Origin of the sequence: Mucilaginibacter corticis, from assembly GCF_007558865.1 — a bacterium.
GTDB classification, from domain to species: domain Bacteria; phylum Bacteroidota; class Bacteroidia; order Sphingobacteriales; family Sphingobacteriaceae; genus Mucilaginibacter; species Mucilaginibacter corticis.
In genome coordinates this window covers 190,549-205,297 of the sequence record NZ_VLPK01000001.1, presented here as the reverse complement: position 1 = coordinate 205,297, position 14,749 = coordinate 190,549, and the positions used below count along the sequence as shown (strand labels likewise).

Sequence of the window (14,749 nt, the reverse complement as noted above, 5' to 3'; positions counted from 1 at the left end):
CTTTCGCTTTTATATGTTTTGATGTTAGATTTAAAACGGGCTTACCCAATCAGCAAACAATGGTAATATTTGGTCTTTGTCTGATATGATAGCTTCATTGGCCGGGATGCCCCAGTCAATGGCAAGGGTAGGGTCGTTCCAGCGTACGCCTGTTTCACACTCTTTGCTGTAGTAGTTGTCAACCTTGTACGCAAAAATGGTGTTATCTTCTAAAACAGCGAAGCCATGTAAAAATCCCTGCGGAATCAAAAATTGCTTTTGGTTTTCGGCGCTTAGCTCAATGGTTTCATACTTTCCGAAGGTAGGCGAATCTTTACGGGCATCTACAGCCACATCTATAACACGGCCTTGTATCACGCGTACTAATTTAGTTTGCGCATGGGGCGCAGATTGCGCATGCAACGCCCTAACCGTGCCCCTGTTAGAGCATGATTGGTTGTCTTGTACAAAATCAATGTTAATGCTTGCTTCGGCAAATTTTGCTTTGCTGTAGCTTTCAAAAAAGTAGCCGCGGCTATCGGTAAATATTTTCGGCTCAATTACCATCAATCCCTTAATACTGGTTTCTGTAATTTTCATTTTTTAGTTTACGGTTTGCATTAAAGTGTTAAACAAGACAAATTGATTTTCGAATTTTTGCTGATGGATAGCCTGTAATCTTTGTAGATGTACTTTATTAAACTGATTGTATTTATCACGGGAATCTGTTAGATATTGTATACAATAGGTAACGCCTTCATTTGGCGAGTCAAGTACGTTTAAGATCTTATATGAATTAAAATGGCCGGTTTTCATTACCATGGGTATATATTCATTCTGTATCCAGCCTAACCATTGTTTATGAATAGCTTCATCAACTATTATGGTTTCATTATAAATTATCATATAGTGCAAAAATACAAAATATAAGATAGTTTATTAAATCAAGATGCAGCATCGCCGCGTAATGCCCTGAAATGTTTACGGGCATCGTTTATATATAAGCTGCCGCTGTAATCTGTAATGATTTTTTGATAATAGGCTTTAGCCTGTTCTTTGTCATTAAGCTGATTTTCATAAATATCGCCCAGCATATAAACCGCATCGTCTGCCCAAAGGTCGGTAGGGTGTTCGGCTACTATTTTCTTCAGATCGGTCACGGCATCGGCATAGTCTTTTTTCTGAATGGCTATACGTGCTTTTGCCATTAAAATATCATCGCTTAACTTATTATCGGGGAATTTAACATTGATACTATCCAGTATGCTGATGGCTTTGTCTTGCTGCTCGGCAAAGATCTGCAAGTCGGCCCGGGCATACATTTTTAAGGCTTTACCACTGGTATCGGTAGCAATGTTATCAGCAATTAGTAGCGACAAATTAAGCGCGTCGTTTGCAATTAATTGTGAGGTGGCGGCTTTTAAAACATCCAGCTGCCCTTTGGCCCAGGTAAAGTCGCCGGTGTAATAAGCAAACTTTGCATTTCTGAATTTGGCATCCTGCCCCATAACTGTATTGGGATATTCCTTTTCTACCTGGCTGTACAACAAGGTAGCTTCCCATGGCTGGTTGTTCAGTAAATAAACATCACCAAGATCAAGTTTGCAAGAGGCCAGCAAATTGGTTTGCACTTGCGGGATCTTTATTGCGTCTTCTAATACCTTTTGGGCTTCATTTAGCTTATGCAATTTAAATACCTGCAGGTTAGCCAGTTTTTGCATGGCAAAAGCGGTTGAGCTATTTTGGCCAAACTCGGTCAGCAAGTCTATGTAATTCTTTTCAAGTTCTGTCAGATCATTCTGCGTGTATTTTCCTGTAGTTATCTTTAAGCTTTTGGTGTTAAGCAACTCAATTTTGGCAGATACATAATATTGCTCGTCTTTGCCTTTGCTGATCAAATACTCATAACCACGAATAGCCGCATCATAAGCCTCATTAAAAACCAGCGTATGGCATAATTCAAAAATATCGCTGCCGTCATTATTGGTGCGCCGGTTTAATGCCAGTGCCTGGTTTAAGGCCTGGTCAAAATCTTTTTGCTGTAAAAACTGCCAGGTTAATAAGTTTACAAAAACAACTTGCTGCGGATCTTTTTGTATCCGCTTTAACAAAGCCACACGCAATAGATCATAGTCGGCATCGCCCTCAAACAAAGTAGAGAATGCATTTTCTGCCTGGCTTATAAATAATGGGTTTTGAGGCAGTATGTTCAGGTATTCTTCCGTAAGCGCGGCTTTGTCTCTTTTAAAACGGTAAAGCGTGATCAGTTCATATGAAAATACATCGTCGCTATGCAAGAGCTTGCGCCCCTGCAAAAAGGTTTTAATGGCATAATCAACATTGGTGCCCTGGTAAAATTGCGAGGCTAAGACAGCTATGGTATTTTGATCGGCCGGCAGGGTTTTAATGAGGCCATCATACAGCGTGTTGGCTTTATCAACGTCGCCATGCTGTGTGTAAATTGTCCCGAGGGTAACAACATATTCGTTATCGCCGGGATGTTTACGAATCATCTTTTTGGTGGCGCTTTCTGCATCATCAAATTTTTTAAGTGATATCAGGGTTTTAACGTAGTTGAAGTAATACGTATCGTTATCCTGTTTATACAATTTCTGGTAAATGTCGAGCGCTTTTTGATATTCGCCGTTGCTGCTATATTGTTTAGCTAATAACAGCTCATCATTTTGCGCAAAGGCTTTTGAGAAGCAAAGAGCAACAAGAAAACAGATCACCAGTATTTGCTTCATTGTATAAAAATAAATATTTAATAGTTAACGGTTAATCATATAACGCTAACATCGGGTAAAATTGTAGTGACATTTTTAATAAAGCTAAGTTAAATTTATAATTTAAGCTGATTATAAATTAACCTGAGCTGAAACGGTATAAATGGTGAGGAGTTTTAAGATTTTATTAGTGATTGTTGTGGCGGCAGCTTTGTCTTCGTGTGTTAAGAAGAAGGCGGCAGAAATACCTGTAAGTGAGTTTTTTAAAATTCCTGAAAAAACTGCTTTTAAAATATCGCCCGACGGCAAGTTTATTTCTTATTTAAAAAAATACAACGGCAAGCAAAATATCTGCATCCAGGCAATTGAAGACGAGGAGAATATGATGGCGACATCTTTCAGTGATTTCTCTGTACGTGGCGATTACACATGGACCTATGATGACCAGATACTTTTCACCCAGGAAAAACCGGGCGATGAGCACCCGATGATGGCGTTGGATCTGAATACACAGAAAACAAGGGTACTGCTTTCTGAAGGAAAAGCCAGTATCAGGATCCTGAATAAAAACAGGCAAACGCCTGATATCATAACCATAAGTTTGAATAAACGCGATTCGGCCAATTTTGATGTTTACCGGTTAAACATTAAGAGTGGCGAATTACAAACCTACCTGGTAAACCCGGGTAATATTACAGAGTGGCTGGTTGATGCTGATGCCAATATCCGCCTGATTAAAGCTACGGATGGCGTTGATGAAACGATATTATATCGCCCTAATGATAAGGCAAAGTTTAAACCAATCATCAGGAATAACTTCAGGAATTATGTAAGGCCTATAGCTTTTAGCGGTATTGCTCAAAATTTCTACGCACTGTCAAACGTGGGGCGTGACAAAACTGCCTTTGTTGAGATAAATGCTGTTACGGGACAGGAAACCCGTGTAATTTACGCCGATAAAAATACGGACATTCAAAGGGTTGATTATTCAAAAGGAAAAAGCCGGCTTGAACTGGTAGCTTGGGATGATGCCAAACCAAAGAAGCATTTTTTTGACCCCGAAATTAAAGAGGTATACCAAACTATATACAAGCAGCTTAGCGGCTATGAGGTAAATATTACCGACAGGGATAGTGCAGAACGAAAATTTATTGTACAAAGCTATACAGACCGTAATCGCGGATCGGTATATCTTTTTGATCGTATAAATAACAAGCTTACTAAACTTGCCGACTATTCAGGCATTGATCCGAACGCGCTTTGCGAAAAGAAAGCAATTAGCTATACCGCAAGCGACGGCACATTAATAAATGGCTACCTGACATTGCCCCATACAGACCAGCAGACAAATTTGCCCGTAGTGGTTATACCGCACGATGGGCCATTTGGCATGCGCGACTCTTGGAACTACAGCTCTGAAGTGCAGTTTTTGGCAAACAGGGGTTATGCGGTTTTCCAGGTAAATTACCGGGGATCATCCGGCTACGGCAAGGTTTTTTATAGTGCAGGATTTAAAGAAGTCGGCGGTAAAATTCAGCAAGACATTACAGATGGCGTAAACTGGCTTATTGCCAATAAAATTGCCAATCCTAAAAAAATAGCTATTTACGGGCGTGGTTTCGGCGGTTTTTCCGCTTTGTACGCTATTACATTTAACCCCAAAATGTATAACTGCGCTATTGTACAAAATGGACTGATCAACCTGTTTACCTATATTAAAACGGCCCCGGCATACTATAAGCCGATACTGCAAAAAATGTATGCCACCATTGGCGACCCGGAAAAGGATGCTGACCTGCTGCGCTCTATATCGCCGGTATTTCATCCTGAAAAGCCTACTGTCCCGTTGTTGTTTTTCCAGGACTATAAAGACCAGCGCGCCAACATTAGCGAAGTAAATCATTATATTCGTGAATTACAGAAGCATAACCCGGCTGTAAAATATTCTCTTAACAAGTATGAGCGCGGATCACAGGGCGGCGAAAACAGGCGGATGCAAAACTATGCGGACATTGAGAAGTTTCTTGATGCCAATATGCATGTTAAACCCTAACCACCGTTAGCCATGAAAGGGCCAAACACGGTTTATCGTAAAAACTTTACGCTGATAGTTACCTTCCTGGTGCTGGTGTCGGTAACATTAATTGTGGGCCTGGTAGTGGCTTACCAGTTAACTTCAAAAAGTGTTGAGGGCGATTTCTCATCCAAGAAAAGCAACGTTGCCGACCAAACCATCAGCCCTTATAATGACCTTTACAAGAATAAGATCTTCGAGATAAACTTATATTCAGGGCTGCTTGATTATTCGTCTGCTGCTAAATATGCCGATTCTGTTTTCCATAACTATGTTTTTGTAAATAAGATAGTTTTTTTCCAGGTAGTTGTGGGCAGCCGTTTGCAAGGTAGTATAACCAATAGTAACCTGGGGATAACGGCCAAATCGGTTTATGAATATTACCCCGGTAAACGCCTGGTGCATAAATCAAAAAATGATGATGACGCCAACGTCAACGATTTCAGGCAGATGGCCGATAAGTTAAACGACTACATAGCACGTTACGACACCCTGAAAGGGCCAGGCGCAGACCAGCAGGCCGCGTTTTACAATACCAGGCCTGGCAAAGTCAGTTTTTTAAATATCCCTGTTTCGGCAGATCTGAAAAGCTATCATGATCTTCAAAAAGCAGGGAACTCCGAGTCGTTTTATAAGCAAAACATGATGACCTTTTATCTTGACCCATACAAACTCAGGATAAAAAATGTGCACCCTGAATTATACAGCGCGATTTACATCAGACCTGTTACGTATGATCCGCCGGATATTGACCATTCAAGGATCATTACTGATGAGGTGGCCTTACCTGGTGCTTTTGCCGATTATAAGCTGTATTTCAGTTCGCCGCGCGAGTACCTGAATGGCGAGATCTATCACCGCTTTTTACCGGTAGCGGGTATCTTGTTTTTGATCTATTCGGTTTTTATGCTGATAGGCTGGCTCATTTACCGAAACCTGAGTGTCAACCTTAAAATGTTTAAGCTGCAGTATGATTTCATCAACAATTTTACGCACGAGTTTAAAACACCTGTAAGCGTAATAAAAATTGCGGGCTCAAACCTTAAAGGTGATAACGAGCTTACTGAACGGCAACGTAAGCACTATGGCAAAATACTGGATGAAGAGGCCGATAAACTGAATGATTTGATGACCAAATTGCTGTCATTTACGCAGTTGGAAAATAAATCCATCACCATAAAAAAAGATAAGGTAAAGATCGATTCGTTTGTGAAAGGGTACATAGATACTTTTAAAATAAAATACCCGCATTTTAAATTGGATTATTCATTAGATAAGGATGCCAAATTCTTTTACACAGATACCGTGTTATTAGGCAGCGTTTTCCAGAATTTGATAGAGAATGCCTATAAATATTCACACCCCGACAGGAAAGAACTTTTTATAGATATAGCGCTTGAAAAGCGTAATATTATATTTTCTTTTATCGATAAAGGGATCGGCATTCCTAAAAATGAATTGAATAATATATTCAGAAAATTTTATAGATTAGAAAACCAATATAATCAAAACGGAAGTGTTGGCCTCGGCCTTGCATTTTGCAAAGAACTGGTAAACTTTATGGATGGCGATATAACCGTCAGGAGTAAAGTTGATGTTGGTTCTGAGTTTATTGTAACACTGCCATACGCAAATTAGATATGAATAAAGAAATTAAGATTGCGCTTGTTGAAGATGATGAAAACCTGCGTTTCCTGGTTGCAGAGCGTTTACAATCAGAAGGTTATAAAGTATTGGAAGCCAATAACGGCGACGATGCAGAAACAATGATCTTAGAGGAACAACCGGATATTGTACTGCTTGACTGGATGCTGCCGGGCAAACAAGGTGAAGAAGTTTGCACCAATCTGCGTGCAAAAGGTTATGAAGGCGTGGTAATAATGACCACTGCCAAACAGCAGGATATCGACAAAATATCCGCCTACGGATTTGGCGTATCTGATTATGTTACCAAGCCATTTAATATGGACGTGGTGGTCGCGCTGATAGAGAACAAGATAAAATTTGCACTGAATAACGATAAATCAGAAACCTACACATTTGCAAACATGGAGCACCATCCAAATACGCACTTGCTGATTCGTGATGGACGTAAAGTTGAGCTTACTATATTGGAGAACCGCATCTTGCTATATTTCCTGAAAAACAAAAACAAGGTAATTAACCGCGAGGAGCTAATGATGGAAGTATGGGGATATAACGCCGACGTAAACACCCGTACGCTGGACATGCACATTGTACGTCTCCGCAAAAAAATAGAAGCAAACCCTGATTACCCGCAATATTTGCAAACTGTAAGAGGGGTAGGATATAAATTTGCTTACGCCGGATAAAAATATAATGGCAACTCAAAAGGTTGCCATTGTTTTTTAGTTAGCTTTTGTTGTAAGCGATTGAGAGTATAAAATCGCCAAAGAAGGTTTTTTCGGCAATTACGTTGTACTTATATAAGTTAAATTCCTTTTCAATATCCGGTAAAACGGATGTCTCAATCCCACAGATCAGCCTGAAAAAAATAAACATACTCTTTAACAGCACGTTTTGCCACCATTTGCCGCTTAACTGAAAATCTGTGTTGAGCCATATGCCGCCGGTTTTGAGCTGGGCATGTAAGTGGGCAAATATTTTCTGCAGTGTTTCTTCCTTAAAATTATCAAACAGGAAGGGTGTGATGAGTACATCAAACCGGGTAGTTGCGGCTACATCTTCGGCAGCGCTATTAATAAAAGTAACCTGGTTATCAGCTACCCATCTTTTTTTTGACAGGGTCATCATATTTGCTGATATTTCAATATAAGTAATCTTTAAGCCGGTAGGATGAATTTTCGCCAGTTCTTCCAATATCCAGCCGGTACCACCACCAACAATCAGGATATTTGAATTTGGCTTAATAAACTGCAATAAGTATACCTGTGCATTAATTAGCGCTTTGCCGTAAACCAGTCGGGACAGCCTATCATAGAACCAGGCTGAGTTATCATAGTTTGATGCCATGTGACATGCAGTTAAACACTATCAAGATCACATATTGCACAATCAATACCCCATCCAAATAAAAAAAATAATAGTACTCATTCTTCTTCCACTCTGATTTAAAGATAAGCCAGCCGGCTAAAATAGCGGTTAGGGTAAGCGCAAAAAAGTCGGTGTTGAAACCATTGTTACGGTATAAAAACAGCAACACAATGTAACCGGCCAGCAGGAACTGGCAATACAGGTACGCGCGCTTTTCGCCTATTGCCACGGGTATGGTTTTAAGGCCCGATTCGCGGTCTTCAAAAAGATCGCGGATATCAAACGGAACAGTTAACGCTGCAATGAATAAAAACCGCTTTGCGATCAGGATAGTGGTATCACGCAAATTGATATTGGCGAGGTGCATATCCTGTGCTTCAAGTATCGGTAATAAAACAGTGCTCATTGTCCACACCAGGGTTATCAGAAATTGCTTAAGGCCTGGGATATTACGCAGGCCAAATTTCTGATCGCCAAGTGTGAACAAGGGAAGGCTGTAGGCAACTGATATAACGCCCAAAAAGATCAGTAATATTCTTGATTCAGTTGATATTAAAAAGAATAACGGAATTAGCGAAAGAATGGATACGATAGTAAATGTAACCATCAGCCGATGATGCGCGAAGAACCAGCGTACCCGTAAATGCGGAGATTTTTCGGGTGACTCAGGCTTTGTCAGCAAGATCGAAAAATTATAAATGCCTATTGTCGAAGTAAATAAAAGCGCCAGTATGGTATAAATGGGCTGCTTTGAACCAATTAAATGGAAGGTAACCAATCCCTGCGCGACAGCACATAGGGCCATGAAGAAGTTACTGAATAATATAAAATCAAAAACAGGCTTTATTAGTTTTTTCATTTATGAATAAATGCCCATTTGCTGTTATGCTTTGGCTAAAGCGGCATGGGCAGATTTTAATGTAAATATCGTAATCTCCGGCAATATTCCAACTCTGCCCGGAAAACCTAAAAAGCCATAGCCCACGTTTACATATAATTGCTGGTTTCCTTCATTATACAGGCCCGCCCATTCTTTATATACATACTCAACCGGGCTCCACTGAAAATGCTCTGCACGCACGCCAAACTGCATCCCATGCGTATGGCCCGAGAACATAACATCTATTTGAGGGTAGTGGGGCAAGATCTGTGCCCGCCAATGCGACGGATCATGCGATAATAAAAGTTTAACCGGCAAGTCTTCAGTGCCTTTTATGGTTGGCTCCATTTTGCCGTATTTAGGGAAGCGGCTTAGTTCGCCCCAGTTCTCACAGCCTAATATGCCTATTTCTTCGCCGTTAACCTTTAACCGGCGGTTCTCGTTCAATAAAATATCCCAGCCCATATTTTTATGGGTAGTTATCAGGTCCTGCAGGTTTTTTGCTTTAGCCTGCGGCGATGCCCAATCTGCATAATCGCCGTAATCATGGTTGCCTAAGGTAGAGAATACACCAAGTGGTGCTTTTACTTTGCTGAAAATATCCTGGTAGTCGCGTACTTCATCTGTACGGCTGTTAACCAGGTCGCCGGTAAAAAATATGACATCGGGCTTTTGGCCCAGCAGCATTTCTACCCCTCCTAACACCGCTTTCTTGTTATAAAAGCTGCCTGAGTGAATATCAGAGATCTGCCCTATTCTAAGCCCGTCAAAAGCTTTAGGCAAGCTAGGCAGGTAAAGCGTTTGGTTACGTACACGGTAGTCATAAGCGCCCGCCAATATACCGACACCTATAGATGCCAGCGGGACCGCCCCAGTGATCAAGCCGGCTTTCATTAAAAACGCTGAACGTGGGATAGTCGCTTTTTCCTGAACAGGGGATGTCACCACAGGTTTGGGTTTAAGGCGGGCAATTAACCGCCTGATATCATCGGCCAAAACAAAAGGCAGGAAGGTGACCTTAACAATCATTAGCACAAAAAACACCATTAAAAACCCGGCACGTATACCAACCGGGATCTTGACATAAATACTGACTACCGTGCCGATGATCAACGCTACAGAAAATATGGTATAGCCGATCTTAAAGCTCTTTTTGCCGGCCCACTTTTTCTTTTTAAAAGCGGCCGCGAAGCCGCTGAATAAATATTGGTCGAACAATAACAGGCCGAGGCCCAGTAGTATAATAATGAAAAACTGACTTTGCATTTATCCTTTAGTAACGATCATCGTCCAGGTCCAGATCGTCGTCATCAGGCTGCAAATTAAACAAACTGTTAAACATATCCGAAAAAGCGAAGCCATTATCTAAAAAGCCCTTGCTCAATTGCGAAAACTCGGCCAACCCGTGCAATACAAACTCCATCAGGATCAGCTGCTGGCTCTCTACCAAACGCGGGTGGAATTTTTTAACCAGGTCCTTTAAACCGGTAACAGAATTTAGCACCTTTTTATATTCGGCAAGCGGCAGGTCGTCAAGCACTGCAAGGCTGTTGCCATCGCTAAACCAGTTGATGATATCGGCGTATGGGTTAGGTGCTTTTGCTTTTTTTGCTTTCTCCGGATCAGGGAAAAACTTAACCAGCAGGCTTTTTATAGCTTTGCCGATCAGGATATTAGCCACTTTAGCCGGGCCTTCCAATTCGCCTTCATACACCAATTCTATTTTACCTGTAATAGCCGGGATAACGCCCAGGAAATCGGCAATACGTACAAATGTGCGGTCCTCATGATTAATGATCATGCGGCGCTCAGCATTGCTGATCAGGTTTTCATAAGCCGATATGGTTAAACGTGCAGATACGCCCGATTTTTTGTCGATATACTCTGAATTTCGTGCCTCAAATGCGATCTGCTCAACCAGGTCCTTCACTAATCCGTCGGCTTCAACAGCTGTACGTTGTGCCTGTGTAAGCGATGCCTCTTGCTGTGTGATCTTGCGTGAAATTTCAACAGAGCGCGGGTAGTGCGTCAGGATCTGGCTCTCGATACGGTCTTTTAACGGCGTAACTATTGATCCGCGGTTGGTATAATCTTCAGGATTGGCGGTAAACACGAACTGGATATCCAGTGGTAAACGTAGTTTAAAGCCACGGATCTGGATATCCCTTTCCTGCAGGATGTTGAACAGCGAAACCTGGATCCTTGCCTGCAGATCGGGCAGCTCGTTGATCACAAAGATACCCCTGTGCGCACGCGGAATTAAACCGAAATGGATAACCCGTTCGTCAGAATATGTCAGCTTCATGGTAGCGGCCTTGATAGGGTCAACATCACCGATCAAATCGGCAACGGTAACGTCAGGTGTAGCCAGTTTTTCAGTATAGCGCTCGCTGCGGTGGATCCAGCCGATAGGTGTATCATCACCTTTCTCCTGTACGATGTTATGCCCGAACCATGAGATAGGGTTCAGCGGATCATCAAACAATTCTGAGCCTTCAATATATGGTACATATTCATCCAGTAAGTTAACCAGTAAACGGGCAATACGTGTTTTAGCCTGCCCGCGTAAGCCAAGCAGCAATATGTTGTGGCGCGACAGGATAGCCGTCTGCAGATCAGGTATTACGGTATCCTCAAAACCGATGATGCCCTCAAAGCCACCTTCTTCTTTCTTTTGAAGCTGGGTGATCAGGTTGCGACGCAGTTCATCCTTTACCGATTCGCTTTTGTAGCCGGTCTGCTTTAACTGGCCAAGGGTTGTTATATTAATTAGCTTATTTGTCATTAGTCATTTTGTCATTAGGTAGTTAGTATTGTTCAATTACTCCCCCTTTAGGGGGCTGGGGGGGGCTTACCTCACGTTCTTCCTTCTATTCTTAGCGTAATCCTCAAAAATGTATTCGCCCAGGTTGTTCAGCGAACTATAAAATGCCTTGCCGCCATTGGTTTCTGTAAACTGGCGCACAAACTGTTGCAGGTAAGGGTCCTTAGCTATCATAAATGTAGTGATAGGGATCTTTAAACGCTTGCATTGGGCTGCCATATTTAAGGTTTTATTTACCACCTTTCTATCCAGGCCGATGCTGTTTTTATAATACTTAGTGCCCTCCTTTAAACAGGTGGGTTTACCGTCGGTTATCATAAAGATCTGTTTGTTTGATGTCTTGCGTCGGCGCAACAGATCAGTAGCCAACTCTAAGCCGGCATAGGTATTGGTATGATAAGGGCCTACCTGCAAATAAGGCAGGTCCTGCAAGGTAATAGGCCATGCATCATTACCAAACACAACAATATCCAGCGTATCCTTAGGGTACTTGGTGCGGATCAGTTCGGCCAGTGCCATGGCTACTTTCTTGGCCGGGGTTATCCGGTCTTCGCCATAAAGGATCATGGAGTGCGATATATCTATCATCAACACAGTAGAGGTAAGGGTTTTATAATCCATTTCCTCTACTTCCAGGTCGCGCTCGGTCATCATGAAATCGCCGATGCCATGGTTGACCTGGGCGTTATGGATAGATTGCGTCATGTCTATCTGGTCAAGGCTGTCGCCAAATTCAAACTCGCGGTGCTCTGAGTTGCGTTCATCGCCCTGCCCGCTTTGCGGCGAACGGTGATTGCCTTTGCCTGACTTTTTAAGCTTGCCAAAGATCTCTTCTAAAGCCGATTGACGGATACTTTGTTCTGTTTTAGCAGTGATGTTAAATCCGCCATTCTGGTTGTCATCGCTCAGGTAGCCTTTTTGCTTCAGCTCGTCAATAAAATCGCCCATGCCATAATCGTCATTGGTGATGTTGTATTGTTTATCAAGCTCGTTCAGCCAGGCCAAAGCTTCGCCGGCATCGCCCGCGGTATAGTTGAGCAATTCCAGGAATAGTTTTAATAATTCTTCAAATCCGCCTTTCGGGATTTGGTTGGGGGTAAACTTCGAAAATCCGAAACCACGCATATTTTGCCTTTCAGTTATAAAATAACGGAATATTTTGCGCAAAAGTTTGGTATGAAGGGGTATTAAGTTGAATTGTTAGTTAGCTATGACAATAGTGGTGTCCCGATAGCTATCGGGATGTGCGGGGATAGTGCTGTGCTGTACCACGCGAGTGTGTGACAGTTGGAACACTTGGTACACCTGTTTTTGCAATCTGTTGATAATAAAATAATTAATTTCTTATTGTGAATCTCAAGATACAGTTTGGCACAACTTTTATGTCAGTGATTTTATGCTGTATAACGTTATAAATAGTTGTTTATAAGAGTATTATAAATTAAAAATTGATCGATCAATTACGCTGCCACCAATTGTTAAAATAAAGTTTAAGCAGGCTTTTAAATCGAAGGTGTTTTATACCTTTATTTCATGTACGAAGACTTACAACTCATAAATAACCAGGCTATCCACAATTTTGAACTCTTTGTTGACGGACACCGCGCTTTTATTGACTATAAGCAAAGGGACGACAAGTTCTTCCTGATCCATACCGAAGTCCCTCAGGAATTAGAGGGCAGGGGCGTAGCCGCCGCGCTGGTTGAAAAAACCTTTAAATACCTTGAAGCGCACAATGATAAAATAGTGCCGTATTGCGAGTACGTCAAAGTTTACCTGAAACGGCACCCTAAATGGGAGCGGTTACTAGCGTAATTTACTTCGTCATCAAATCCACAATACCATCAACATAGCGCGGTGTTGCGCCGCGTTTACTGGCAACGTATGATCCTACCGCGCAAGCCCTTTCTAACACTTGCTGCATAGGTAATTTATTGGTCAGTCCTACAATAAAAGTTGCTAAAAAAGAATCGCCTGCACCCACAGTGTCCGCTACTTTAACTTTAAAGCCCGGGTGCTCGTAAAATTCGCCGTCGTGCCATACAATGGCGCCATGCGCGCCACGGGTTACGCAAATAGTCTGGGTATTGTATTGCTCGCGGAACGCGGTCATTTTATCTTTCAGGTCGCCACCGGTATCGCTGATGAGCAGGTCGGCTTCCTCTTCGTTCATTTTTACCACATTAGCTTTCGCGGCCAGGGTTTGTATGGTTTCTAAGGTGTAGTGCGGCGGGCGCAGGTTCACGTCAAATATTTTCAGACCCGGCGCTACGTCCAGTAAGTCCAGCAAGGTATTGCGCGATGTGTCTTCACGACAAACCAGGCTGCCAAACACAACGGCAGCGGCATTTTTAGCACATGCGGTAAGTACTTGTTGTGGTTTAATATTGTCCCAGGTTACAGGCTGGGGGATAATATAAGTTGCCTGCTGGTGTTCGTCTAATTGCACGGTAACCTCGCAGGTTGGCAGCGTTGAGTCATGTTGAATCAGTTCGCTGAACAAGCCGTTGTCTTTCAGAAAATCTGCCAGCTCGGCACCCGAAGCATCGGTGCCCACGCTGCTGGCAAAAGCAGCCTTTGCACCTTGCTGCGCCAAATGGAACGCTACATTCATGGTTGCGCCGCCGGCTACTTTTTCTTCGCCAAAGGCATCCCATAAAACTTCACCAAAACACAATATGCTATTCTTCATAATTCAGGCTGTACTTAAAATTCAAAGCTAAAATGTTTTTTTGATTTAGCATCAGCCAATTGTTAGTGATTAATTATATTTAACCGATTAGGCTCATTTTCAAATCCTCAAATCAAACACTAATGAAAAAGCTTTTACTTTCATGCCTGCTGCTATTAAGCACCTGCATGGTTTTACATGCGCAAGACCGCCAAGCCATTTTAAAAGTGATGGAAGATCAGCGCCAGGCCTGGAACCGTGGCGATGTTGAAACTTTTATGCAGGGCTACTGGAAGTCGGATTCGCTGATGTTTGTAGGAAAAACCGCGCCTACCTATGGCTGGCAGAACACGCTTAATAATTATAAAAAAGGCTATCCCGACAAAGCCGCAATGGGTGAACTTGCTTTTAATATTTTAAAGGTTGAAGTGCTTGACGCTAAAAATGCCTTTGTGTTTGGCGGTTGGCATTTAAAGCGGATAAAGGTGATGTTGGTGGTTATTATACTTTATGGTTTAAAAAGATTGATGGTAAGTGGGTGATTGTTTGTGATCATACCAGTTAGTGGCCTTGGTTTATT

At 42.2% G+C, this 14,749-nt stretch carries 14 protein-coding genes; 5 read left to right on the top strand and 9 right to left on the bottom strand.

Annotation, left to right across the window (positions count from 1 at the left end; translation table 11 throughout):
- Window positions 1–30 precede the first annotated feature (30 nt).
- The 3 genes from rfbC to FO440_RS00875 are packed head-to-tail and all read right to left on the bottom strand — an operon-like array spanning window position 31 to window position 2,726.
- Window positions 31–579, bottom strand: a complete 549-nt coding sequence (rfbC, locus tag FO440_RS00885; RefSeq protein ID WP_144246346.1) for a dTDP-4-dehydrorhamnose 3,5-epimerase — start codon at window positions 577–579, stop codon at window positions 31–33.
- Window positions 580–582: 3 nt separating this feature from the next.
- Window positions 583–885, bottom strand: coding sequence for a DUF4286 family protein (locus FO440_RS00880; RefSeq protein WP_144246345.1), 303 nt, complete (start codon window positions 883–885; stop codon window positions 583–585).
- 38 nt (window positions 886–923) lie between these two features.
- Window positions 924–2,726 (bottom strand): tetratricopeptide repeat protein, encoded by a 1,803-nt coding sequence (locus FO440_RS00875; RefSeq protein WP_144246344.1) that lies wholly within the window; start codon window positions 2,724–2,726, stop codon window positions 924–926.
- Window positions 2,727–2,868: 142 nt separating this feature from the next.
- On the opposite strand from FO440_RS00875, the gene FO440_RS00870 reads away from it, so the two are divergent.
- From FO440_RS00870 to FO440_RS00860, 3 genes are read left to right on the top strand one after another with little or no spacing between them, the layout of a single operon-like run.
- Window positions 2,869–4,758, top strand: a complete 1,890-nt coding sequence (locus FO440_RS00870) for an alpha/beta hydrolase family protein (RefSeq protein WP_144246343.1) — start codon at window positions 2,869–2,871, stop codon at window positions 4,756–4,758.
- A 12-nt stretch (window positions 4,759–4,770) separates the two neighbouring features.
- Window positions 4,771–6,417, top strand: coding sequence for a sensor histidine kinase (locus FO440_RS00865; protein WP_144246342.1), 1,647 nt, complete (start codon window positions 4,771–4,773; stop codon window positions 6,415–6,417).
- 2 nt (window positions 6,418–6,419) lie between these two features.
- Window positions 6,420–7,112, top strand: coding sequence for a response regulator transcription factor (locus FO440_RS00860; RefSeq protein ID WP_144246341.1), 693 nt, complete (start codon window positions 6,420–6,422; stop codon window positions 7,110–7,112).
- Window positions 7,113–7,152: 40 nt separating this feature from the next.
- Here FO440_RS00860 and FO440_RS00855 read toward each other — a convergent pair whose 3' ends face one another.
- The 5 genes from FO440_RS00855 to FO440_RS00835 all read right to left on the bottom strand — a co-directional run bounded on the left by FO440_RS00855 (window position 7,153) and on the right by FO440_RS00835 (window position 12,623).
- A complete protein-coding gene (locus tag FO440_RS00855; protein ID WP_144246340.1) occupies window positions 7,153–7,773 on the bottom strand; it encodes a class I SAM-dependent methyltransferase in 621 nt (206 codons plus the stop codon).
- Window positions 7,757–8,653, bottom strand: coding sequence for a UbiA family prenyltransferase (locus tag FO440_RS00850; RefSeq protein ID WP_246104148.1), 897 nt, complete (start codon window positions 8,651–8,653; stop codon window positions 7,757–7,759). Before FO440_RS00850 ends, FO440_RS00855 begins: the two co-directional genes overlap by 17 nt.
- A gap of 24 nt (window positions 8,654–8,677) precedes the next feature.
- On the bottom strand, window positions 8,678–9,940 hold the full coding sequence (locus tag FO440_RS00845; RefSeq protein ID WP_186292538.1) for a metallophosphoesterase: 1,263 nt from the start codon (window positions 9,938–9,940) through the stop codon (window positions 8,678–8,680).
- Window positions 9,941–9,947: 7 nt separating this feature from the next.
- Window positions 9,948–11,459 (bottom strand): sigma 54-interacting transcriptional regulator, encoded by a 1,512-nt coding sequence (locus FO440_RS00840; RefSeq protein WP_144246339.1) that lies wholly within the window; start codon window positions 11,457–11,459, stop codon window positions 9,948–9,950.
- Window positions 11,460–11,525: 66 nt separating this feature from the next.
- A complete protein-coding gene (locus FO440_RS00835) occupies window positions 11,526–12,623 on the bottom strand; it encodes a vWA domain-containing protein (protein WP_144246338.1) in 1,098 nt (365 codons plus the stop codon).
- Between the two features lie 408 nt (window positions 12,624–13,031).
- Here FO440_RS00835 and FO440_RS00830 point away from each other — a divergent pair, with 408 nt between their 5' ends.
- Window positions 13,032–13,313 carry a GNAT family N-acetyltransferase gene (locus FO440_RS00830; RefSeq protein ID WP_144246337.1) on the top strand — a complete coding sequence of 94 codons (282 nt, stop codon included), beginning with the start codon at window positions 13,032–13,034 and terminating at the stop codon, window positions 13,311–13,313.
- A 1-nt stretch (window position 13,314) separates the two neighbouring features.
- On the opposite strand, the gene FO440_RS00825 is transcribed toward FO440_RS00830, so the two are convergent.
- A complete protein-coding gene (locus FO440_RS00825; protein WP_144246336.1) occupies window positions 13,315–14,190 on the bottom strand; it encodes a carbohydrate kinase family protein in 876 nt (291 codons plus the stop codon).
- Window positions 14,191–14,312: 122 nt separating this feature from the next.
- Here FO440_RS00825 and FO440_RS00820 point away from each other — a divergent pair, with 122 nt between their 5' ends.
- Window positions 14,313–14,711, top strand: coding sequence for a YybH family protein (locus tag FO440_RS00820; protein ID WP_246104147.1), 399 nt, complete (start codon window positions 14,313–14,315; stop codon window positions 14,709–14,711).
- The last annotated feature ends 38 nt before the right edge of the window (window positions 14,712–14,749 follow it).